Raw genomic sequence first — 21148 nt, forward strand, 5'->3', positions numbered from 1 at the left:
ATTACCAGTGTTTCAACACTGGCGGCGGTATTGTAGGGGCTCGATACACAAGGAGGGTTAAACCATGAAACTATTTCTTAAGCCTTTATTAGCGGTATGTCTTGCAATCTGCTCCGGCTCGGCGATGGCGGCCGATTATTCGCAGGAGCTAAACGCCCGCTGGCGCGGACTGCTGGAGTTTCCTCAGGGCGTGCATCTGGTGCTGGGTATCAATATTGAAAACGGCAAGCTTACTCTGGATAGCCCCAATCAGAGCATGTTCGGCCGGGTCCCTAGCGAATTTGCCCTGAGCGGCAACAAGGTTACTTTTACCGACCAAGAGTTAAATGCCAGTTTCAGCGGCGAGTTAAACGCAGGTGTTTTAAAGGGTAAGTTTACCCAGGGCAAGTCAGTCAAAATTACCTTGCAGCCACTGACTGCGGCCGATCGTGAGCGCTTAACGTTTGAGGGCCGTTACAGTGGCGAGCTGCTGATCGATGGGGCTACCGCGCTGCCTTTGCAATTGAATATTGCGGTTCTGCCTACAGGCTACATTGGCACCCTGGATAGCCCGGCGCAGCATTCATACAACATTCCGCTAACGGATGTCGATATCAATGCTGCGCGTGTCAGTTTTGCCTCGCCCTTGATTCACGCCAGTTACAGCGGCGAATTTAAAGATGGTGCTTACCGGGGCACCTTTACTCAGGGAATGGAGCGCCCCCTCAGTTTTAAAAAAACGCCTTTGGCAGAGGAGGCGCAAGTACCCTCCCCAAAGCCGCAGGCGGGTAAGCACGGTGGCGCCCTAGCCGTGATTACCCGCGCAAATGTTGAAACAACCTACTACGCCGATCACGATGCCAGCACCCAGTACGAGATAGGCTCAAACACCAAAACCATGGTCGCCTATGTGCTGGCGCAAATGCTGACTGAGGGGCGTTTAAACAGTGACAGCCAAGTCGCTGACTTTTGGCCGGATGTCCCTGCACAGCTAAGGCTGGTGGATTTGGCCAGCCACCACAGCGGTTTGCCGCGCCTGCCGGCTAATCTCGCTCTAACACCCGAAACTTTTGCCGACCCCTACGCCGACTATGGCCAGGCCGAGCTGCACGCGGCGCTGCAAGACCTGAACCCGCAGCGCGATGGGTATCAGTACTCTAATTTCGCTTATGGCATTTTGGGCGAGGCTTTGGCGCGCAGCGCGAGTGTTGGTTTCGCCGAGCTGTTGCAACACCGGGTATTTGCACCATTGCAAATGCAGGATGCTTATGTGGCTTTAACGGCGCGAGGGGATCAGGGCAATTTGGTTCAAGGCTACAACGTAGCCGATAAACCTGTATCAGCTTGGCATTTTGACGCGCTCGCTGGCGCCGGCGCTGTGGTCGCTACCCTGCCTGATATGGTGAAATACCTGCAGGCAATGTTGCAGCTGGCGCGGGATGATAGTGCGCTGCTTGCCACTATGCTCAATCCTGCCTCTGAGTTAGGGCCCTGCTGTACGCATCCGCTCGGCTGGATGCTGGGCGAAGATGCCCAGGGGCGCGCCTATGCCTGGCACGGCGGCATGACCGCGGGCTTTACCAGCATTATCGGCTTTTACCTGGACGGATCGCGGGCGATGGTGCTGTTGAATAACCAGTCCATCCCCCTAGGGGCTGAGGCGCTGGCACCCATGCTGACAACACCATGAACAGTATTTTTTACCCGGTTTATCAGGCGCTGGGCTGGTTGGCCTTATACATCGGTCTTACCTTTGTCGTTTCTCTTAAGGCTTTTTTCACTCCGTTTGAGTATCTGTACGGTGCTGTGTTGATAGGCGCCGCAGCCTGTTATTCACATCTGATCCGCTTGGGATTTAAACGCTGGTTGTACCACACCGCGATTTACTGGCAGTTGCTGTATTTATTCTGTCAGTCGGTAGTGGGTGGCTGCTTTGCCGGTTTGGTGCTTATGCTGTGTGTGTTCGGCTTATCGGCCGCCGGTATCACCGACCCAATAGCGCCCGGGCAGCAGTGGCTGGTATTTAAAATGGTGTTCTGGGGCAATGCGGCTAACATGATTACCGCACTGGTTCTGTGGAGTGCTATTTACCTGACCATCATAAAAACCAGACAACTGCGGGAAATGAATCAGGCGTTAGCTTCCAGCCAGTTAGACGTCCTGATTCAACAGTTAAGCCCGCATTTTTTGTTTAATGTGCTCAATAATATCCGCGCGATGATTTTGCACGACCCGTCCAAATCCCGTGAAGCGCTGGCGCAGCTGGCGGATATGTTGCGCTACAATTTACAGCGCGATAACAGCAGCAAAGTCAGCCTCGCCGAAGAGCTGGAAATAGTGCGCGAATACATTGCCTTGTGTCAGCTGCATTATGAAGACAGGCTTATTTTTAACCCTGAGGTCGAACTCGCCGCACGTGAGTGTTTAATTCCGCGCATGCTGCTGCAGCTGGTAGTGGAAAACGCCATCAAGCACGGTATTAGTAAGCTGGCCGGGGGCGGAGAGATACTGCTGCAGATCAAAAAAGAGGACGAGACGCTGTTGATTACAATACAAAACCCCTGCCCACACTACAGCGACAAGGCAATTGAAACCAAACCGGGCATTGGCTTGCACAATGTTGAGCGGCGTTTGGCCTTAATGTACCCGGCCAAAGTTGCACAGCTGGAGTATCAGCGTACCTCAGGGGAAGATCACGATTGTGTCAGGGTGATGGTATCCCTGCCTGCGGAGTCCGCCTCATGCGCGTAGCCATTGTCGACGACAGCCGCCTGGCACGTGTCGAGCTCAAGCAGCAGCTGGCCGAATTCGGGCACACCGCAGCCGTGCTGGAAGCAGCCACCGTGGCCGAGGCGGTAGCGCTGCTGGGACGGGAGTCGCCGGATCTGTTGTTACTGGATATTGATTTGCCCGATGGCAGTGGCTTTGATGTATTAGAACAGGCCGCGAGCGTGCCCCAGGTTATTTTTGTTACCGCGTTTGATGAATATGCCGTGCGCTCATTTGAAGTTAACGCACTGGATTATTTACTCAAGCCTGTGCGCCAGGAGCGTTTGGCTGCGGCGCTGGCCAAGGTGCAAAAAAACCGCCAGCAACCGCAGCCGCTGAAATCCGACAATCGCATTTTTATCAAAGACGGTGAACGCTGTTTTTTTGTCAGCCTCACCGATGTTTACGCTTTTGAAGCTATGGGCAATTACACCAAGGTTCATCTGGCCGACGCAGCGCCCTCGGTATATCGGCCTATCAGTGCTATCGCCGAGCGCCTCGATAGCTCGCAGTTTTTTCGCGCCAGTCGCAGCTGGATTATTAATACCGCCTACATTGAGACGATAGAACCTGCGCTCAGTGGTGGTTTCGCGCTGACGCTTGAGAACAGCCTCGAAGTGCTTATTTCAAAACGCCAGAGTGTCGAATTTCGGCGCTTGTGGTCTCTGTGACTTTTGGTAAGGCCAAATTGTGTGACAAATAATGTAATCGGTTTCCTGCTTTGCGTCTTTCTCGGGTGTTTAAAACTCGTGCACTTGCTGAGGCTTTTTTTGCAAAATATGCGTAACTACAGCCGTTTCCGCTTATTCTGCGCTGATTGTTAACCAATTATCCCCTAATATATGGCGCAAATTAAAATTGGGTTTGGATAGGCCAATAAATTCAGATAGAATTAAATTGGTAAGCCCAATTATTTTATGTGGTTTGGCAAAGTCTCGAATTGAGGATTCTGGTAAATGAAAAAACGCGCGCCGCTTGTGGTAGCAAACTGGAAACTAAACGGCGGTACGGATCTTATCTGTACCTCGGTGGCTTCTTTTCTGACAAAAAGCTTCAAGGCTGAAATTGGCATTGCTCCGCCCTATGTCTATATCAGCGATATGGTCAGCTTTTTGCGCAACTCCAAAATCATGGTGGGTAGTCAGAATGTCAGTAAGTTTGCCTCCGGAGCTTTTACCGGTGAGACCTCGGCGCAAATGCTCAAAGAGGTGGGCTGCGGCTTCTGTTTAATTGGTCATTCCGAACGCCGCCAGGTATTTTTGGAAAATGATGCTTCCTGCCACACTAAAATCGAACGCGCGCTCACCGCGGGATTAATGCCCATTCTGTGCGTGGGAGAAAACAATCAGCAGCACGAGCTGGGGCTGACCCATGATATTCTTTACCGCCAGTTGCATCAGGCGCTGCCTGGGTTGGAATTAAAAGGTAAACGTCTGTGTATCGCCTATGAGCCGGTGTGGGCGATTGGCACCGGCAAGGCGGCGACCGCCGAGCAGGTGCAACAGGTGCACGAGTATATTCACCAGGAGTTGATCGAAATTCTCGGCGCTGAGTCTGCCGATCAAGTGCAAATTCTTTACGGCGGCAGCGTGAAAAAAGATAATGCCGCTGAACTGTTGGCCATGCCCAATGTGGATGGCCTGCTGGTGGGTGGCGCCAGCCTGGACCCGGAACACTTTACTCAAATCTGTTCGATCGCTAATGATGTGGCGCCCAGCGAGTAACTGAATAACTAGGGCCTGTTAACACTAATTAGATGCAGCCTGTTGCGACTAAAAATTTGCCAATCAAGGCGCGAGGAGAGTGGTTTGGTTATTCCAAATGAACGACGAGCAACACAGAGTGGCGGATTTTTAGCCGCAACCCGAGGGGCTGGAGCCAGTTTTGCCCTCAGCGTTGTTGCCGATCGCTTATTTGGAGTTACCAAACTACGCTCACGGCGCCTAGCTGGAAACACCACTTGTTTGCAAAACAGGGGCTTCCCGCAGGCGCATCTAATTAGTGTTAACAGGCCCTAGGCAGAAACTACACCGCCAACGAACAACAACGCCAAAGAGATAATAAGCGAGATAAATAAGGAAGCAGCTGTGATTGATTTAGCCAGACAACTCACCGATGACAATACTCCGGCCGAACTTGGCCAGCTGGTGCTAAAGCTCGCCAGCGTCAGCGCGGACATTTCCGCCAAGGTGCGCCTGGGCGCGCTTGCCGGTGTGCTGGGCAGCGCCGGCGAGCAGAACGTGCAGGGCGAAACGCAAAAAAAGCTGGACGTTATCGCCAATGACATGCTTAAAGAAGCGCTACTGTCACTGCCGCAGGTGAGGGCATTGGCCTCGGAGGAGGAAGATAATGTGGTAGCGGCCAACCATGGCGGGGCCTACATTGTGGCCTTTGACCCGCTGGATGGTTCCTCCAACATCGATATTAACGGTCAGATAGGCACTATTTTTACTGTGTACCCAGCGCGCGACGAAGTCGCCTGCGACAGCGCCGAGCAGTTTGCCCAGCCCGGCCGCCAGCAGGTGTGTGCGGGGTACATGCTGTATGGCCCGTCAACGCAAATGGCATTAACCACTGGCGGCCCGTCGCGGCTGTTCACCTTGGTGCCTGAGCAGGGCGCCTATCAACTGACCCAAAACGAGTTGAATATTGCCCCCGAATGCCAGGAGTTCGCGATCAATATGGCCAACCAACGCCATTGGTCGCCCGCTACGCAAGCTTATATCGCCGATTTACAGGCGGGCAGCACCGGGGCGCGGGGCAAAGATTTTAATATGCGCTGGAACGGCGCCATGGTGGGCGATGTACATCGGGTACTGATGCGTGGCGGCATCTTTTTATACCCCGCCAACACACAAAGCAAAACACATAACGGCAAATTGCGACTCCTGTACGAGGCAAATCCCATGGCGCTGTTGGTGGAAAACGCCGGTGGCAAGGCGGTGGTTGGGGCGCAGGCGATTTTAGATGTGGCGCCCGAAAGCCTGCACCAGCGCGTACCGGTTATTCTCGGGTCTGGCGCCGAGGTAGAGTACTTTCAGGCGCAGCAGTAAGCGCAAAAAACAGCGAGCGGCGCAGTACAAACACGGGTAACTGCGCCGCTACTGCAATTAACTTTTCTTGACGCTCTATTGTCTTTATACTCAATTCTCTTTCTTTCCCGTTCCCACGGGCCCTGTCAGTTATATCCATTGGAGAGGATTGTATGAAAACCATTACTACTGTCACCAGCTTGGCCGCCCTTATTGCAATGGGTGCATTAACCGCATGCAGCGAACAAAGCCAGGACGATGCCGCCGAGACGGCGCAAGAAGTTGTTACCGTGGTCGAGGAAGAGGTGGTTGAACCGGCCGCCGAGCAGGTGAGCGAAATGACCGACGCCGCCGAAGATATGATGGCAGAAGACAGCGATCTAAAAGATAAGGCATTTATCGCCCTCACCGAGACAGAGATCGTCACCGCCGCAGTAACCGCTATTGATCACGAAACCCGCGAAGTAACCCTTGCAGGCGAGAACGGCGAAATGACGTTCGTCGCTGGTGACGAAGTGCAGAATCTCGATCAGGTACAAGTGGGTGATCAAATCGTTGCTGAGTACCTGAACCAGCTAACCCTTGAGGTGATAGATGGCGAGGGGATGGAAGCCGGCGAAGGCCTGGTGGAAATTGCCGAGCGCGCCGAGCAGGGTGAGCTGCCGGGTATGGTTGCCGGCGCAAGTGAAGTGCGCGTGTTTATGATTGAGGCTATCGACCTGGAAGACAGCACCTTCAAACTGCGCAACGTAGACGGCGAGGTGCGTCAATTTACCGCGCGCAACCCCGAGAACCTGAAGCTGGCCGATGTAGGCGATGCACTGGTCGCTACCATGACCACCATGGTGGCTGTGGAAGTGACTCACGCCGAATAAGCGCTGTTAGCACGCCCTTAAAAAGCCGCTCCGCAAGGTGCGGCTTTTTTGCTTGGGCCTGCGACGCAGAGCGTGCGCTAGGGATTGCGCCAACCACCGTTTACCCGGTGGTCATAAAGCGGCGCTATACTGAGCTTAAAATGTATTAGTGCTGGAAACGCCTTACTGACTTCGCGTAAGCTTTAGCGCACTTACTCTTATAATCTCGCGTTCGCGCGTCATTTTTATTGACTCCCCGGTGGCGGCGTTGACAAAAAAATTGAACTCTTGATAGGGATGAATCAACCGCAATGAAACCTACCTCCTCTCCCATTATTGATGTGGCAATTCGCTTGGGTCTGATCGCCCTGTTGGTGTTTTTATCATTTACCTATCTGCGCCCGTTTTTGGGGTTGATGCTCTGGGCGATGATCTTGGCCATCGCGCTATATCCGGTGCACGCCAAGTTGGTTCCCAAGCTGGGGGGCAAAGAGGGGCGTGCCGCCACAGTCCTGGTACTGGGGATCGTGCTGGTAATAGGCGCACCCACGGTGATGCTGAGTGTGTCTCTGGTGGACCATGTGTTGAGCATATACAACCAGGCTATTGCAGGCTCGCTGCGTGTGCCCGAGCCGTCTGACAATGTTGCTGGCTGGCCCATTATTGGTGAGCGGGTGGACACCGCCTGGCGCGCCGCCTCGGAAAATTTTCACGGCTTTGCCGTGGCTCACGAGCAACAAATCCGGGATTTCGCTCACAACCTGATGTCCCTGTTTGGCAATGTGCTTACCACCTCGCTGGCTTTTTTGGCGGCGTTTATTGTCGCCGGTATTTTTATGGCCTACGCGAAACCCGGTGCGCAAACCACTAGCCGTATTTTTAATCGTATTTGCGGTCCTGAAACGGGCGACGAGTTGCATATTTTAAGTGTGGCAACCGTGCGCTCGGTTGCCGTGGGCGTCATCGGTGTGGCTTTTATTCAAGCCTTATTGTTGGGTGTGGGTTTTATGCTGGCGGGTATTCCCGCGGCCGGTTTATTGGCTTTGGCGGTACTGGTGTGCGGCATTGTACAGCTGCCCGCCGCTATTTTTGTGATACCTGTGGTGGCCTGGATGTGGATGGCCGGTGACGGCTCCATGGTTGCCAATATCGTGCTTACCATATATTTGATTGTCGCAGGTCTGGCTGACAATGTGCTTAAACCCATGTTGCTCGGGCGAGGGCTGGCCGTACCCATGCCGGTCGTTTTGCTCGGCGCATTAGGGGGCATGATTGTCAGCGGTTTAATCGGTTTGTTTATTGGCGCAGTGGTACTGGCCGTAAGTTACCAGCTGTTTATGGCTTGGGTGAACGAAGGTAAGGGCTTGGAAGAGAAAGCCGCCAGAGTGCAAGGAGAGTTAGAGGATCGTGGCTAACTTACCGCAACGAAGCGGGCGAGCGGGTAGTAAAGGCGCAGCGCTCGCGCTGGCCGTCTGTTTGGCAGCGGTGGGTTGTGCGCCACTGGGACCAGATTTTCAAGAGCCGCAGGTGCAATGGCTGGCCGATTGGCAACCGGAGCTGTACGGCGAAATACAAAGCGACGCCCCGGCTACGGATTTAAGTCAGTGGTGGCAGCGTTTTAACGATCCGGTAATCAATCAGCTAATGAGTGAGGCGAGAGCGCAAAGCCCAAGTTTAAAAATTGCGGGCTTGCGCATTTTGGAAAGTCGTGCTCTGCTCGGTGTTGCCACAGGCGCCCAGTACCCACAGGTACAGCAGATAACGGCGCAGGGCGCTTATGTGGGCAAAAAGCGTGGCGGTAGAGACTACAGTGATTTCACCACCAGCGAAGCGGCATTTAATATCGGCTGGGAAATGGATTTTTGGGGGCGTTTTCGCCGTGGTGTCGAGTCGGCGGATGCAGCTTATTTTGCCTCGCTGACGAGTTACCGCGATGCCCAAGTGCTGTTAACCTCGCAAGTAGCCAGCCTCTACTACGGCATTAAAACCACGTTACAGCGTATTGAAATTGCCCAGAACAATTTAAAGCTGCAGCAGCGCAGCTACGATATTACCGAGCAGCTGTACGAACAGGGGCAAGATTCCGAGCTGGATTTACAGCAAGCCAAGTCACAATATTTATCCACCAAAGCGACCATTCCCGGTTTGCGTTTAGCGCTGCAGCAACAGCGCAATGCTTTAAGCGCGTTGCTCAATCGCGGCCCTGGCGATTTGCCCGAGCTGGATAATATTGACAGCCGTTTACCCCAGGTAGATGCGCAGACGGTGGCGGGTATACCCGCGCAATTAATTGTGCGCCGCCCCGATGTACGCACCGCTGCCTGGCAGGCCGCCGCGCAGTCGGCGCAGGTGGGTCTGGCCGAAGCGGATTTGTACCCGTCCCTGTCGCTGTTTGGCACTGTGGGGTGGTCGGGCAATGACATTGACATTGTTGATGACGTCTTAAGCTTTGCCGCCGGCCCCTCGCTCAGCTGGAACATTTTTAACTACGGGCGCATTAAAAATAATGTGCGTGTGCAAGACGCTCGCCTGCAGCAGGCACTGGAGGCCTACCAGGCCAGTGTGCTCAATGCCGCCCGCGAAATAGATGATGCCGCCAACCGCGTGGCGCAAACCCAGGCCAGCCAGCAAATACTCGACGAAGCACTAACCGCGGCCGAGCGCTCGTTGGCAATCGCTACCCGCCGTTATAAAGAGGGCTACTCAGACTTCCAGCGTGTCCTTGACGCCCAGGCCTCCACCTTTCGCCAATCCGATCGTGCGGTCACCAATCGCGGTGATCATATCGCCGCGGTGATTGGTTTGTATCAGGCGCTCGGCGGTGGCTGGCAAGAGGCAAGCATTGACACCATTGTGCCGGCTGCGACTCGCGAAACTCTTGAAGAGCGCACCGATTGGGGCGATTTACTAGAGGCTCCATTAGATTACCCGCCAGAACAAGGAAACCCCAATGACTGAACCTGCCAATCAAGAACCCACTGCGGCTGAGTCGCCCAGCGCAGGTAAGGCCGTATCCCGCGGGGCGATCATTGTGCTGGCCGTGGTGTTGTTAACTCTGCTGTGGCATTTACTGGCCGATCGCTTTACTCCCTACACTTCGCAAGCGCGGGTCCAGGGGTATGTGGTAGGCGTAGCGCCCAAAGTTGCCGGGGTGTTAACCGATGTCTGGGTCGACAATAATCAGCGTGTAGAGGCGGGAGAAAAACTGTTTGCCATTGATCAGTCGCAGTACAAAATTGCTTTGCAGCAGGCGCAGTCCAATTTAAATAACACCCAAAATCAGGTTGCCGCAGGTGATGCCGGCGTGGAAAAAGCGCGCGCGAGCTTGCGCGCCGCCGAAGCCGGACAGCTAAAGGCCGAACAGGACTACAAGCGCTTAAAGCGTCTGCGTGAAAACGATCCGGGCACTATATCAGCACGGCGCCTGGAAATGTCCGAGGCGAGCCTGGAGCAGGCGCGCGCTCAGGTCGCGGCGGCTCGCGCCGATATTCAGCGCGCCATTGAACAAAAAGGTGGCGACTCTGCCGATAACAATACCCTGTTACAAACCGCCCAAACGGCGGTGGATAAAGCCACTCTGGATTTAAACAACACCACTGTTACCGCCGAAGCCGCTGGCGTGGTGACCGACTTGCGCGCTGAGGTGGGTCAGTTTGCCGGCACGGGCAGCCCGGTGCTGACGCTCGTGGCAATTGAAGATGTGTGGATCAGTGCGGACTTTACCGAAAATAATCTCGGGCATTTAAAGCCGGGCACCAAGGTTGAAATAATTTTGGATTCGTTACCCGGGCAAGTGCTTAAGGGCCGCATTAGAAGTATTGGGGTGGGCATTAGCGCCGGCCAGCCGACCCACGCGGGGGCTTTGCCCAGCGTGCAAAACAACCGCGACTGGTTGCGCCAGGCGCAGCGTTTTCCGGTGCAGGTCGAGTTTGCCGAGTCCCTGCCTGGCGATGCCATTCAGCAGTTGCGCATTGGTGGGCAGGCATCGGTCATTGCCTACGCCGAAGGGCACGGCTTTTTGGCACTGCTGGGCAAACTGTATATTCGCTTGCATAGCATCCTCACCTACGCCTACTGATTATGTTTAGCCGCGCGGATCAGCCTATGGTTTTACCGCGCCTGCCCCTGGCGGCCAGGCGCGCCTACCGTTTGGCTTTTAGCACCAGCTTGGTGTTGGCCATGGCCTATGGGTTTGGTTTGGCCATTCCTTTCGTTGCACCTTTGTTTGTGGTTATTTTATCGGCCAAGCCTGCGCCTCCCCCGGGGCCCAAACAGCTGTTAATTCTGTTGCTGGCTGTAGCGGTGAGCTTGGGCGTAGGAGTCATACTCGGCCCTCTGTTGCACGGCGCTCCCTTGCCTGCGCTGGCGATTATTATCGCCGGCTTGTACGTCAGTAACCGCTTGGCGTTGCAGCCGGGTAAGGCGGCGGTGGGTACGTTACTCGCACTGGGGTTAACCGTGATTGCGGCGGCGAGCGGTATTAGCCCGACTCTGGCCTCGGGCATTATTTCCACATTGGTGCTCGGTATTGCATTGGCTGTGCTGGGGCAATGGCTGGTGTACCCGTTTTTTCCCGAAGATCCTGCCCCCCAAGTAGCACCGCCACCGCCGCCCAGCGCAGCGGACAGCAACTGGTTATGCTGGCGTGCCACCGCAATTGTGATTCCTGCATTTGTTCTAACTCTGACCAATCCGGCGGCTTATTTACCGCTAACGGTAAAAAGTATTTTGCTCGGGCGCGAGGCTTCACAGCTGCGCTTACGCGATGCTAACCGCGAGATGATCGTCTCAACATTGTTGGGCGGGGCCTGCGCCATCGGCGTCTGGAGCTTGCTGAGCCTAGCGGTAAATTTATGGTTTTATGCGGGCTGGATATTACTGATTACACTGTTTCTCGCCAGTGGTATGTACGGCGTGTTGCGCACCTCGTTTAAGCCGTCGTTCTGGATGGCGAGCATGACCACCATGATTATTCTATTGGGTGCGGCGGTGCAGGACAGCGCCAATGGCAAAGATGTTTATCAGGCATTTGTGGTGCGCATCGCTTTATTTCTCGCCGTTGCGTTCTACGCGGCTGCGGCCATGGCGGTGCTGGAGTACTGGCGCGCGCGACGCATGCAAAAATCCAACAAGGAGTAAACATAGTCTTATGTTAATGAATTTTGTCCTCGGCATATCCATGATGGTGTTTTGCCTATTTTTGCAGGGTATTTTGGTGTTAGTGGCACTGCGGTTCTTTAGCCGGCGCGAACATATTGTGGGAGCTTCATTTGCCGCATCCATGCGCGTTACGGCCGGGATGATGGCCATTCTGATTTTGGGCAATATCTTTCAGGTAATGGCCTGGGGTGGGCTGTTTTATCTTCTGGGTGAGTTTGATGACTTTGCCGTGGCCGTGTATCACTCGGCGGTGAACTTTGCCACTTTAGGTTACGGCGATATTGTGATGTCGCCCGAGCACGAACTGCTAGGCCCGCTGGAGGCATTAAACGGCGTGTTAATGGTGGGGGTGTCAACTGCAGCTCTGTCGCGCGCCTTCTCCGAAGCGCTTAAAGATCGCATCCCCCAATCCCATTAGCGCCTAAATGCCATCAAGCGCGAGCTGGCAGTTGTCGTCGGCAAGCTTTTCCAGCTCGCGCTCTATTTCCACCTCGCTGGGTAATGATTGAAACGCTTCGCGGTACTCACTTTTCAGCCGCTTGCGGATCTTGCCCCAGATAAAACGCCGCACTTCTATTTTATCCTGCAAGATTAAACCGGGTACCGGCACGGGTTTGCGGGTGTCTTCATCGATTGCCACCATGGTGAAGTAAGAGGTATTGGTGTGCTTATTAATGCCGCGCTTAAAGTCCTCCGAATACACCTTAATACCCACCTCCATGGAAGAGCGGCCTACGTAGTTGACCGAGGCCATAAGCGTCACCAGTTCTCCCACCTCGACGGCGTTGACAAAGTTAACCGAATCTACCGAGGCGGTAACACAATAGCCGCGCGAATGGCTGGCGGCCGTGGTGTAAGCAATTTTATCCATCAGCGACAGAATAATACCGCCGTGAACTTTGCCCCCGAAGTTGGCGTAGGAGGGAATCATCAATTCTTTGAGTATGTTCTGCGATGACTTAACGGTGCGATATTCTGACATGTAGGCGTCCCTGTTGCTGTGAGATCAGGTGAGATTATGATGTGCGTTAGGATACTAGCGGTAAATGCGCCGGGCTCCAAGTCGCAGGCGCCCATAGGCAATGGCGTATTTTGTCTGGTCATGGTGTAATGGCGGGTGAATAGACTTAGCCGGAGCCCCCGTTTGTGAGCTTAAGTACCCGAGTTCTGTCCTTGGCGACCCTGCTGATTGTGGCGGCGGGGGTCGGCTCTTGGGTGGCCTATCAGAAACTGACCGAGTCAATCATTGAGCGCTGGGGCCAGCAGGTCACTGAAATTCAGGTGCGTTACGACAGCGCCCGTCTGCTCAGCTCACTCGAGCGCGAAATTGGTTTGGCAAAGCAGCTGGCTCGTTCGCCCAATCTCGTGGCCTGGGCGCAAGACCCGGACAATCGGGCATTGCAGAACACTGCGCTGAGCGAATTGGAGAATTTTCGCGGCGGCTTTAGCGATAAAAGCTACTTTGTCGCACTCACCGCAAACTTGAATTACTACTTCAACAACGCCGCCAACGAGTATGCTGACAACCAGTATCGCTATACCCTCGACCCGAACAAACCCGACGATGCCTGGTTTTTCCAGCTGGTTGAAGAAGGGCGCGACTTTCACCTTAACGTAAACCCGGACACCAACCTCGGCGTTACCAAACTGTGGATTGACGTGCTGGTGCGCAATCAAGCGGGCGAGATTGTTGCCATGGTGGGCACTGGCCTGAATCTGGATAACTTTCTTGAGGATATCGTCGATATCGGGCAGCAGGGCGTGACCACCTTATTCGCTGATTATAATGGCGCTATTCAGCTCTATCGCGATCGCAATTACATCGATTTTGGCAGCATCATCAAGCCCGAGGGACAAAAGAAAACCGTAGATTTACTGTTCGATGATCCGCAGGACAAGCAGCAAATGTTGGGCATGTTGGCCATGCTGAAAAAGCAGGGCGACACCGCCGGCTCTGTCGAGAGTGGTTTTGTCGAAGTCGATGGCCGCAAACATTTAGCGGGGGTGGCTTACTTGCCCACTATCGGCTGGTTTGAAATTACCTTACTGGATTTGAGTGTACTGCTGCCCAAGCGCGAGTTCTGGCCCTTGGTGGTAGTGTTTATTGCCGCATTGTTGGTGACCTTGGGCGTATTTTATTGGGTAATTCAGTCGCGGGTACTGCGCCCGGTCGCCGAGCTGGAAAATGCCGTAAAGCAGGTGCGCGATGGCCGTTACGATCTGCCGTATCTGCCCAAGCCCGATAACGAAATAGGCCAGCTGGCGGATCACTTTGAAAAAATGACCGATCGGGTCAGGCGCACCACGGAGGAGTTGGAAGCAAGGGTTGTGCATCGTACCGAACAATTGCATTTGCAGGCTCGCACCGACCCGCTTACCGATCTTAAAAACCGCCGTGGCCTGGATGAGGCCCTCAAAGAAATGGTGGTGCGCGCCGAGCGCGAAAACGTCAGCTTTGGCATACTCTGGTTGGATGTAGATAACTTCAAAAACATCAACGATGAGTTTGGTCATCAGTTTGGCGACGACATTCTGCGCCGGGTTGCCCTGTGGTTGCGCGCTGCCATTCGTCCTTACGACCAGGTTGGCCGCTGGGGCGGCGACGAATTTGTGGTGGTTATGTCGCCCTGCGAGCAGAATGCGTTGGCCCAAGCGGCTGAGCGTATTCGCGCCACAGTGGAGGAGGAAAGCCGGCGCACAGGTACCGCACTAACGCTCAGCATAGGTGCCCACCTGGGTAAGCCCGGCGAAAGCATCGATACCTTACTGCACTATGCCGATTTGGCGCTCTATCAAGCCAAGGGTGCCGGGCGCAATACCATTGCCTTTGAGTAACGCGCGCTAAAGCATTGCCTTAATCAGGTGTCGGCATGGTTTATTCGCGTACTGAGGGTTGGCTTGAATCGTCGCGTAAGCGGGCGCGCACTGTATGCGCGTGCCATATGGCAGGCACTATCACCGCAAAGCTAATCAGGCCAAGTAACCACAGATAACTCGCGTTCAGCGCCGCCAGGTTCACAAGCTCTGCGGCCTCTTCTGAATTCACGCTGCGTGCATGGGCAATAGGTGCCAGGGCGGCATCTTTTGCGACCGCGAAGCCGCCGCTAAACGCGCTCTCCCAGCCCAGCGCCGAAAGTGAACTATAAGCTTTGTAAGCCATCGCCGAGGCGCCAAACCCTATCAGTCCTATGGCTACAGTACCGGCCACCAGTAAACCAAACCCCACAGCGCCAATGCTTATAATGCCAACGGCGACAATGCCCACGCTAATCGGCGCCACCGCCAGCCCTCCCCAGGCGAACAGCAGGCCATAGGCGCGATCGCCTCCGGCAAGCCAGGCAAAGGCAGGTCTTTCACCCAATTCGGTCACGCCCAGCTTAAAGTGGTACAGGGGCGCGCCCATTAGGGTGATGCGGCTTTTCACCTCTCGGCGTTTGGAGTGTGGGCGGTCGTAGGCGCTTGAAAAAGCATCGGGGTTAGTCAGTCGCGCCTGCGCTCGGATTTGTGGCTGCGAGCTCAGCATATAAGCGACAGCTTGCAAATTGGCTAGGGCAAAAAGCAGTGCTAATAATTGCGCGGCAAGGGTATAGAGCAGGCCGTAATTACCCTGTGCAATTGCCAGGTGTTTAAGTGTGAACATACCCAGGGTGTAAACAATAGCCAAGCTAAAAAACAGGGCCACAATTTTCACCACATGGCGCTTCTCGTTCGCTGTGCGCGACTGCGCAAGGCTTGCTTTCACACTAAACAGCGAGCCTATGACACCAGAAAGCGATGCCAGTAGCGTCAGCAAGGACGCCCCCTTGAGCGCCGAGCCGGCCGCGCCCATGCTCAGCACAGACGCCTTGGCCTTGGGGGCAGAAATGCTGCTTATGGCGAGCAATACCGCCATGGTAAACGAGGCGCCGGGCTTGCTTTTCACCAAAGTGTCTTCGACAAACCCGATCATCGCTGTGTGCAAGGCCTTGCGCCCGCGCGACAAACGTTGCTTGACTGTCGCCTCGGTTAAATCCAGCTCGGCGGCTACGTGTTCCACCGAGCGCTGTTCGCGATAAAACAGAATTAAAGGTTCACGGTAGGTTTCGGGTAACTGCTGCAGGGTCTGCCACAGCAGCGCCTGTTGCTGCTCTTTTATCAGTGTTTCATCTATATGCGGCTCGCTAGATACTTGCTCATCCAATCCGTTTGAATCGGTATTGGCGTGGCGGGCTTCCCTGCGCCGGTAGCGGCTGACTTTAAAACGTAAAATGCCGCACAGCCAGGCCTTGAGTTTCTCCGGTTCTGCCAGGGTGTCTAGCTTGCGCCAGGCATCCACAAAAGCCTCCTGGGCTATATCTTCACTGTGCTTCACATCGCCCACCGACGAATAGGCCAGCGAACACAGCAGGCTTTGGTAGCGACTGACTATTTCACCAAAGGCATCGCGATCGCCGCCAATCGAGGCTAACACCAAGCTGGCGTCATTAGCCTCGTTATAGCGCACTCGTTTTCTAAATAGGCTCATCGTTGAATCCGTTGTGTTTGTTCCGGCCTATAAGTGCCAGCCTTTAGAGAAAAGGTGACAAAAAAATCGAATTAAAAAATATTGTCACCTTTGGTGCGCCGATGGGTACTTAGAGTCTGTTAACACTTACGTCGCAACTCTTACGGAGAATATTCCATGCAAGCACGTCCATTCATTCAGTCTGTCTCGCTCAAGTCTATTGCTTTGGCTGCCACTTTATCTTTATCGGCGCTGGCCTGGGGGGATAACTTACCCCCAGTGGTGGATACTTTTGCCAACCCCGAGAATAACAGCTTGGCGCTTAAGCGTCAGTTGATAACAGATAGCCTGACAGGTGGTGGCTCTAGCGCCCAGCAGCAGGTAGAAAAAGGCATGATTACCGTTAGCGGCGATATTGCCCCGGCGCGCGGTCAGTTGGGTTGGGTGAGTTTGGTGTTGCCACTCGATGCCGAAGGTGGTTCGCAAAACGCCCAGGCCTATACCGGTGTTGTACTGAAGGTAAAGGTCAATAAGGGTAATTTGTCGCTATCGGTAAACTCGAGCGAGGTTAACAATTATGACTATCACGCGGCGCCGGTTAGGGTGACTAACGACGGTGAATTTCACGAGATAAGAGTACCATTTGACTCGCTTAAGCGCGCCTGGTCAGAGCAAACGCCTTTAAACACCACGACAATTAACAGTATCAGTGTAGTTGCCTATGCCATGCAGCCCGAAGCTTTCAGCTATGCGCTGGATCAAGTTGGCTTTTACTAAACCGAGGGTTGCGTCATGAACACTGTGCCATCGAACAATACCCGCCTGGATTATTTGGATGCTGTGCGCGCCTTTGCGCTGTTGCTTGGCATCGTCTTTCACGCCAGCTTGTCGTTTTTGCCGGTGTACATAGGCTGGGCGGTCATGGATATTTCCACCAGCGAAGTAGTGGGGGTGTTTGCCTTAATCAGTCATTCATTTCGCATGGAGCTGTTCTTTTTGGTGGCAGGTTTTTTTAGTCATATGAGCTACCACCGCAAGGGCGCTGCGAACTTTTTAAAATCTCGCGTTTTACGAATTGCTGTGCCCTTTGTGGTGGGCTGGATCTTACTGCGGCCCTTGTTGGTGTCCGGCTGGATTATGGGAATGCAAAGCCTGCGCGGCGAAGTTAGTATCTGGCCGGCGCTGGGGGAGGGTTTTGCCTCTTTGCTTGGCGATTATCAGGCGCCGTTCACCGGCACGCACCTTTGGTTTTTGTATTACCTGCTTATTATTACTGTCGGCTTATTGTGTTGTCGCACTCTTGTTACGCGGCACGAGCCCTTATACCGGATGTGTGTTGCCAGGGTGGATGCGGTGCTAATGCGCTGGTGTCGTTCGCCAATGGCTATTTTTGCTGTTGCCATTCCCACCACGGGTTGCCTGTGGTTTATGGGCCAATGGGGTATGGATACTCCCGATAAAAGCCTGGCGCCCCATTGGCCGGTCGCTATTATCTATGGGGCTTGCTTTACTTCGGGGTGGTTGATGCACCGCCAGGTCGATGCACTCCATCGCTTTAGTCAACTGCGTTGGTACAAAGCGTTAATGGCGGTAATTGCCATTATTGCGGCTGTTGTCTTGTCGCCCTATGAAAGCCAATCGGGGCATCCGCAAGCTACCGTTTTAAAATTAGCTTTTCAATTCAGTTACGCGGTAATGATGTGGTCACTGGTCGCTATTACCATCGGCATATTTCGCCGCTTTCTCGACCGCCCCAATAAAACAGTACGCTACCTGGCCGATGCCTCCTACTGGTTGTACTTACTGCACCTGCCGCTGGTGATTTGGCTGCAGATCGCCTTTGCCGAAGTGGCATTACACTGGAGCGTAAAACTCGCATTGATTACCGGCATCACCCTTGGCCTGTCACTGCTGGCTTACGATTTACTGGTAAGGTCCACTTGGCTGGGGCGAGTGCTTAATGGCCAGCGAAAGCCAAGGCTGCTGAGCGCTGCGCGATTTAATCGGCCTGCCCTACATTAAAACGCTTGCGATATTCTCCCGGCCCTAAGCCGACAATGCGGGTAAAAATTTTGCGAAAAGATGCCGGGTCTGTATAGCACGGCTTTTGGTTAATAAATTTGATTACGACCTATAAGGATACAAGGCCTTGTTTGGCAACCGTGCTTTGCTATTACTCACTTAATAGTGTGAGTAACCGGCGGAGCAGGGTCGCCAAGCGCAAAAAGCAAACTCTACACGGCTGTTGCAGTTCTTACCCTTAACCCCCCACACCTAACGTCCAATCTCCCGCAAACACGCTAATTAGGCTGTAATCCGACTGGAACGCAGTTTGCTATAACGAAGCATTCTTTAAGGCGCTCAAACCGCCATTTTGCTCGACACGGCGCAGGCCGCCTTTCGTTAAGGGGAAACAATGTATTACCAAAACACTGCTGAGCTACCTGACTCGGTAAAAAACTCACTGCCTCAGGATGGGTTAAACATATACCTGCAGGCCTTTAACAGTGCCTGGGATACCTTCGCGGACCCCGAAAAGCGTATCGGCAATGACGATCGGGAAACGGTGGCTCATAAGGTGGCCTGGTCGGTGGTGGAAAAGTCATACACCGAAACGCCTCAGGGTAGCTGGGTCAAGGCCATTGCGATAAATACAGCCAGCGAAGCGCGCTCTTGGCGTGGTCGTATAGGCGTACATGCAGACAGTAAGCAAACTAAGCCACATCCAGAAAAAGAGTTTGTAAGTGCGCCAGAGAGTCTATTGCGCTCTAGTGTTCACCCCAGTCCCGAGGCTTAGATGGACTATCGTAATCAGCAATCCACCGCCACAGAAAACGGCACCTTACCGACCGTCTCGCGTCCTGGCAAAAAGCTAAGGCTCAAAAAGCGCGCCGGACTGCTTCGGGATGCAGAAATTCTTACCTACCGTGGGCACGGCACAGAAAGATGCCTGCAAATTAAAGGTCGGGTGATCGAGACGGCAGGCAAGAAAACAGCGCTGTTTAAACATAATAAAAAGCTCTACAACTTTTTCACCACGATCCGCAGCCTGCGCTCTAATGAGATTCCGGGGGCGGAGTTGGAAGCCCAGTTTCGTGGTAAAACCTACCGGTTTTACACCGATAACGAAGGTTTCTTCTTGTTGAACTTGTGGTGTGATGATGAACCGTTAGAGCCGGGCTGGCACGCGGTTAACTTGCAGCTAATGGATTCAATCGGGGGCAATCGTGCAACAGCGGCTGTGCATTCCTATGTGCCGCCAGCTGACTCGGAATTTGCCGTTATCAGCGATATCGATGATACGGTACTTAACAGCAGTGCCTTTAATAAAATTCAACAGGTCAAGCTAACCTTGTTTAAAGATGCAGCCAGCCGCACCGCGGTGGACGAAGTGGTGCCGCTTTACCAGCGCTTAGTTAAAGGCGCCAGCGGCCACGCGAATAACCCCATGTTCTACCTGTCGCGCAGCGGTTGGAACCTAAACAATTTGCTCGAAGAGTTTTTAGACCTAAACGAGCTACCCCCGGGGCCAATGTTTTTACGCGATCTGGCTTGGCGCGAGGCTAAATCCATAGCGCTCGGCAGCAACAACCATAAAATTGATTACATCCGCTCCTTAATGAACACCTATCCGCACTTGTCGTTTGTACTGATCGGTGACAGCGGCCAGCACGACCCCGAAACCTTTTGGCAAATTGCCATGGAAAACCCCGGCCGCATTAAAGCGGTTTACCTGCACGACCTAGAGCGAAAATCGCGAAGAGAGGCCGTTGCGGCTATTTGCAGTGACTTACAGGCCAGAGGCGTACCCGTGGTTCACAGCACAAAGGTGACCGGTTACGCCGAGCATATGGAAAAGTTGGGTTTGATAAAGCCGGCGGAGTGAAGCGCCTTACAAGCGAAATAGCGTTGTTAATCTGCGTCGATGTATGGGATATCGATGGGGGGGTTAAATCACGCACTGCTACTGCGTTCCCGTTGCCCGCGTTGGGCTTTTAGAGGTAGGTTTGTAAAATCACCCTCAAAAGCGTAATATTCCCAGCCTTTTACGGCCTACTACGCCCCTCGAACATGCTCAATCACTTTTTTCAACAGAACAATAACACCCTATCTTTTACCCGCGAGCAAGCGAGCCAGTTTGCAAAGGAAGTGGCCGGGGATTACAACCCTCTACACAATATTGATGCAAAGCGGTTTTGTGTGCCGGGCGACTTATTGTTTGCCGTGGTGCTGTTAAAGTACGGTATATCGCAGAATATGCAGTTTTCATTCGACGCGATGATCACAGAAAAGTCGGTAATTACCTTGCCGGAACCGTCTGAAACATTGGTGTTTTCGGATGAAAATAAATCTTATGTCACTGTGAACCGCTCTGGCGATAACAATACCGACCCCACTTGTGTAGAAAGTATCATCAAGCAGTATGTGGCTTTTTCGGGCGAAGCCTTCCCGCATATTTTAGTGCCAGCTATGTCGGCCCAAAAGGTGATGATTAACCCCAAGCGTCCCATGGTGATGTACCAGAGCATGTCGGTTCAATTCGACCGCACTGATATTCAAAACCCTTTACTGGAACCTCTGGCCGCCATCTTCACCTGCGATGGCAAGCGCGGCAGCCTCACCTTGCCATTTAACTGGAAAGACGGCGATGAGCTTGTCGGAAAAGGCGAAAAAATCATGCTCGTCTCCGGTATTATCGACTATGACAAACCCGTCATGGACGAGCTAGTTGAGCAGTACAATCAAAGCATGGCGTAAATTGCCGGGTGGAGGCAGGAGCACGCGGTATGTGGTGGGGTATGTTCAAGAAACCTCCGATTAATTTTTCTGCGGTCTTGGAGCGACTCCCAAACCTCTATTCCGTAAGTTGC

The 21148-nt window shown here is 53.7% G+C and carries 19 protein-coding genes; 17 read left to right on the forward strand and 2 right to left on the reverse strand.

The window, feature by feature from the left end; genetic code table 11:
* The first annotated feature begins 64 nt into the window (after window positions 1–64).
* From NHM04_RS15820 to NHM04_RS15870, 11 genes are all read left to right on the forward strand, one after another.
* Entirely contained in the window at window positions 65–1669 is a 1605-nt protein-coding gene (locus NHM04_RS15820) for a serine hydrolase (RefSeq protein WP_254264724.1), read from the forward strand.
* On the forward strand, window positions 1666–2730 hold the full coding sequence (locus NHM04_RS15825) for a sensor histidine kinase (RefSeq protein WP_254264725.1): 1065 nt from the start codon (window positions 1666–1668) through the stop codon (window positions 2728–2730). Before NHM04_RS15820 ends, NHM04_RS15825 begins: the two co-directional genes overlap by 4 nt.
* Window positions 2721–3419 (forward strand): LytTR family DNA-binding domain-containing protein, encoded by a 699-nt coding sequence (locus tag NHM04_RS15830; RefSeq protein ID WP_254264726.1) that lies wholly within the window; start codon window positions 2721–2723, stop codon window positions 3417–3419. The genes NHM04_RS15825 and NHM04_RS15830 overlap by 10 nt, the downstream gene beginning before the upstream one ends.
* 285 nt (window positions 3420–3704) lie before the next feature.
* Window positions 3705–4472: a triose-phosphate isomerase gene (tpiA, locus tag NHM04_RS15835; protein ID WP_254264727.1), complete on the forward strand. Its 768-nt coding sequence runs from the start codon at window positions 3705–3707 to the stop codon at window positions 4470–4472.
* A 363-nt stretch (window positions 4473–4835) separates the two neighbouring features.
* Window positions 4836–5801, forward strand: coding sequence for a class 1 fructose-bisphosphatase (locus NHM04_RS15840; protein ID WP_254264728.1), 966 nt, complete (start codon window positions 4836–4838; stop codon window positions 5799–5801).
* Between the two features lie 152 nt (window positions 5802–5953).
* Complete coding sequence (locus NHM04_RS15845; RefSeq protein ID WP_254264729.1) at window positions 5954–6655, forward strand: hypothetical protein; 702 nt, start codon at window positions 5954–5956, stop codon at window positions 6653–6655.
* A gap of 290 nt (window positions 6656–6945) precedes the next feature.
* Window positions 6946–8049 carry an AI-2E family transporter gene (locus tag NHM04_RS15850; protein ID WP_254264730.1) on the forward strand — a complete coding sequence of 368 codons (1104 nt, stop codon included), beginning with the start codon at window positions 6946–6948 and terminating at the stop codon, window positions 8047–8049.
* A complete protein-coding gene (locus tag NHM04_RS15855; RefSeq protein ID WP_254264731.1) occupies window positions 8042–9592 on the forward strand; it encodes an efflux transporter outer membrane subunit in 1551 nt (516 codons plus the stop codon). The genes NHM04_RS15850 and NHM04_RS15855 overlap by 8 nt, the downstream gene beginning before the upstream one ends.
* Window positions 9585–10712, forward strand: coding sequence for an HlyD family secretion protein (locus NHM04_RS15860; RefSeq protein ID WP_254264732.1), 1128 nt, complete (start codon window positions 9585–9587; stop codon window positions 10710–10712). Before NHM04_RS15855 ends, NHM04_RS15860 begins: the two co-directional genes overlap by 8 nt.
* 26 nt (window positions 10713–10738) lie before the next feature.
* Entirely contained in the window at window positions 10739–11773 is a 1035-nt protein-coding gene (locus NHM04_RS15865; protein WP_254264733.1) for a DUF2955 domain-containing protein, read from the forward strand.
* 10 nt (window positions 11774–11783) lie between these two features.
* Entirely contained in the window at window positions 11784–12212 is a 429-nt protein-coding gene (locus NHM04_RS15870) for an ion channel (RefSeq protein WP_254264734.1), read from the forward strand.
* A gap of 3 nt (window positions 12213–12215) precedes the next feature.
* On the opposite strand, the gene NHM04_RS15875 is transcribed toward NHM04_RS15870, so the two are convergent.
* Window positions 12216–12776, reverse strand: coding sequence for an acyl-CoA thioesterase (locus NHM04_RS15875; RefSeq protein ID WP_254264735.1), 561 nt, complete (start codon window positions 12774–12776; stop codon window positions 12216–12218).
* A gap of 164 nt (window positions 12777–12940) precedes the next feature.
* On the opposite strand from NHM04_RS15875, the gene NHM04_RS15880 reads away from it, so the two are divergent.
* Window positions 12941–14629, forward strand: coding sequence for a diguanylate cyclase (locus NHM04_RS15880; protein WP_254264736.1), 1689 nt, complete (start codon window positions 12941–12943; stop codon window positions 14627–14629).
* Window positions 14630–14669: 40 nt separating this feature from the next.
* Here the strand turns inward: NHM04_RS15880 and NHM04_RS15885 are convergent, their stop codons facing one another.
* Window positions 14670–16298: an RNA polymerase sigma factor gene (locus tag NHM04_RS15885; protein ID WP_254264737.1), complete on the reverse strand. Its 1629-nt coding sequence runs from the start codon at window positions 16296–16298 to the stop codon at window positions 14670–14672.
* Between the two features lie 156 nt (window positions 16299–16454).
* Between NHM04_RS15885 and NHM04_RS15890 the strand changes: the two genes are divergently transcribed.
* From NHM04_RS15890 to NHM04_RS15910, 5 genes are all read left to right on the forward strand, one after another.
* On the forward strand, window positions 16455–17054 hold the full coding sequence (locus NHM04_RS15890) for a CIA30 family protein (protein WP_254264738.1): 600 nt from the start codon (window positions 16455–16457) through the stop codon (window positions 17052–17054).
* A gap of 15 nt (window positions 17055–17069) precedes the next feature.
* A complete protein-coding gene (locus NHM04_RS15895; protein ID WP_254264739.1) occupies window positions 17070–18299 on the forward strand; it encodes an acyltransferase family protein in 1230 nt (409 codons plus the stop codon).
* Between the two features lie 394 nt (window positions 18300–18693).
* Window positions 18694–19074 (forward strand): ChaB family protein, encoded by a 381-nt coding sequence (locus NHM04_RS15900; protein WP_254264740.1) that lies wholly within the window; start codon window positions 18694–18696, stop codon window positions 19072–19074.
* Window positions 19075–20163 carry an App1 family protein gene (locus NHM04_RS15905; protein ID WP_254264741.1) on the forward strand — a complete coding sequence of 363 codons (1089 nt, stop codon included), beginning with the start codon at window positions 19075–19077 and terminating at the stop codon, window positions 20161–20163. It abuts the gene before it with no gap.
* A 185-nt stretch (window positions 20164–20348) separates the two neighbouring features.
* Entirely contained in the window at window positions 20349–21035 is a 687-nt protein-coding gene (locus tag NHM04_RS15910) for a DUF3581 family protein (RefSeq protein ID WP_254264742.1), read from the forward strand.
* Window positions 21036–21148 lie beyond the last annotated feature (113 nt).

Origin of the sequence: Gilvimarinus sp. DA14 (assembly GCF_024204685.1) — a bacterium.
GTDB lineage: Bacteria > Pseudomonadota > Gammaproteobacteria > Pseudomonadales > Cellvibrionaceae > Gilvimarinus.

What these genes read in the sequence shown, in the direction of transcription:
- NHM04_RS15830 (WP_254264726.1), top strand. Translation starts at nt 2,721, where the DNA reads ATGCGCGTAGCCATTGTCGACGACAGCCGCCTGGCACGTGTCGAGCTC.
- NHM04_RS15900 (WP_254264740.1), top strand. Translation starts at nt 18,694, where the DNA reads ATGTATTACCAAAACACTGCTGAGCTACCTGACTCGGTAAAAAACTCA.
- NHM04_RS15910 (WP_254264742.1), top strand. Translation starts at nt 20,349, where the DNA reads ATGCTCAATCACTTTTTTCAACAGAACAATAACACCCTATCTTTTACC.
- NHM04_RS15895 (WP_254264739.1), top strand. Translation starts at nt 17,070, where the DNA reads ATGAACACTGTGCCATCGAACAATACCCGCCTGGATTATTTGGATGCT.
- tpiA (WP_254264727.1), top strand. Translation starts at nt 3,705, where the DNA reads ATGAAAAAACGCGCGCCGCTTGTGGTAGCAAACTGGAAACTAAACGGC.
- NHM04_RS15885 (WP_254264737.1), bottom strand. Translation starts at nt 16,298, where the DNA reads ATGAGCCTATTTAGAAAACGAGTGCGCTATAACGAGGCTAATGACGCC.
- NHM04_RS15850 (WP_254264730.1), top strand. Translation starts at nt 6,946, where the DNA reads ATGAAACCTACCTCCTCTCCCATTATTGATGTGGCAATTCGCTTGGGT.
- NHM04_RS15905 (WP_254264741.1), top strand. Translation starts at nt 19,075, where the DNA reads ATGGACTATCGTAATCAGCAATCCACCGCCACAGAAAACGGCACCTTA.
- NHM04_RS15860 (WP_254264732.1), top strand. Translation starts at nt 9,585, where the DNA reads ATGACTGAACCTGCCAATCAAGAACCCACTGCGGCTGAGTCGCCCAGC.
- NHM04_RS15870 (WP_254264734.1), top strand. Translation starts at nt 11,784, where the DNA reads ATGTTAATGAATTTTGTCCTCGGCATATCCATGATGGTGTTTTGCCTA.
- NHM04_RS15825 (WP_254264725.1), top strand. Translation starts at nt 1,666, where the DNA reads ATGAACAGTATTTTTTACCCGGTTTATCAGGCGCTGGGCTGGTTGGCC.
- NHM04_RS15820 (WP_254264724.1), top strand. Translation starts at nt 65, where the DNA reads ATGAAACTATTTCTTAAGCCTTTATTAGCGGTATGTCTTGCAATCTGC.
- NHM04_RS15845 (WP_254264729.1), top strand. Translation starts at nt 5,954, where the DNA reads ATGAAAACCATTACTACTGTCACCAGCTTGGCCGCCCTTATTGCAATG.
- NHM04_RS15865 (WP_254264733.1), top strand. Translation starts at nt 10,739, where the DNA reads ATGGTTTTACCGCGCCTGCCCCTGGCGGCCAGGCGCGCCTACCGTTTG.
- NHM04_RS15890 (WP_254264738.1), top strand. Translation starts at nt 16,455, where the DNA reads ATGCAAGCACGTCCATTCATTCAGTCTGTCTCGCTCAAGTCTATTGCT.
- NHM04_RS15875 (WP_254264735.1), bottom strand. Translation starts at nt 12,776, where the DNA reads ATGTCAGAATATCGCACCGTTAAGTCATCGCAGAACATACTCAAAGAA.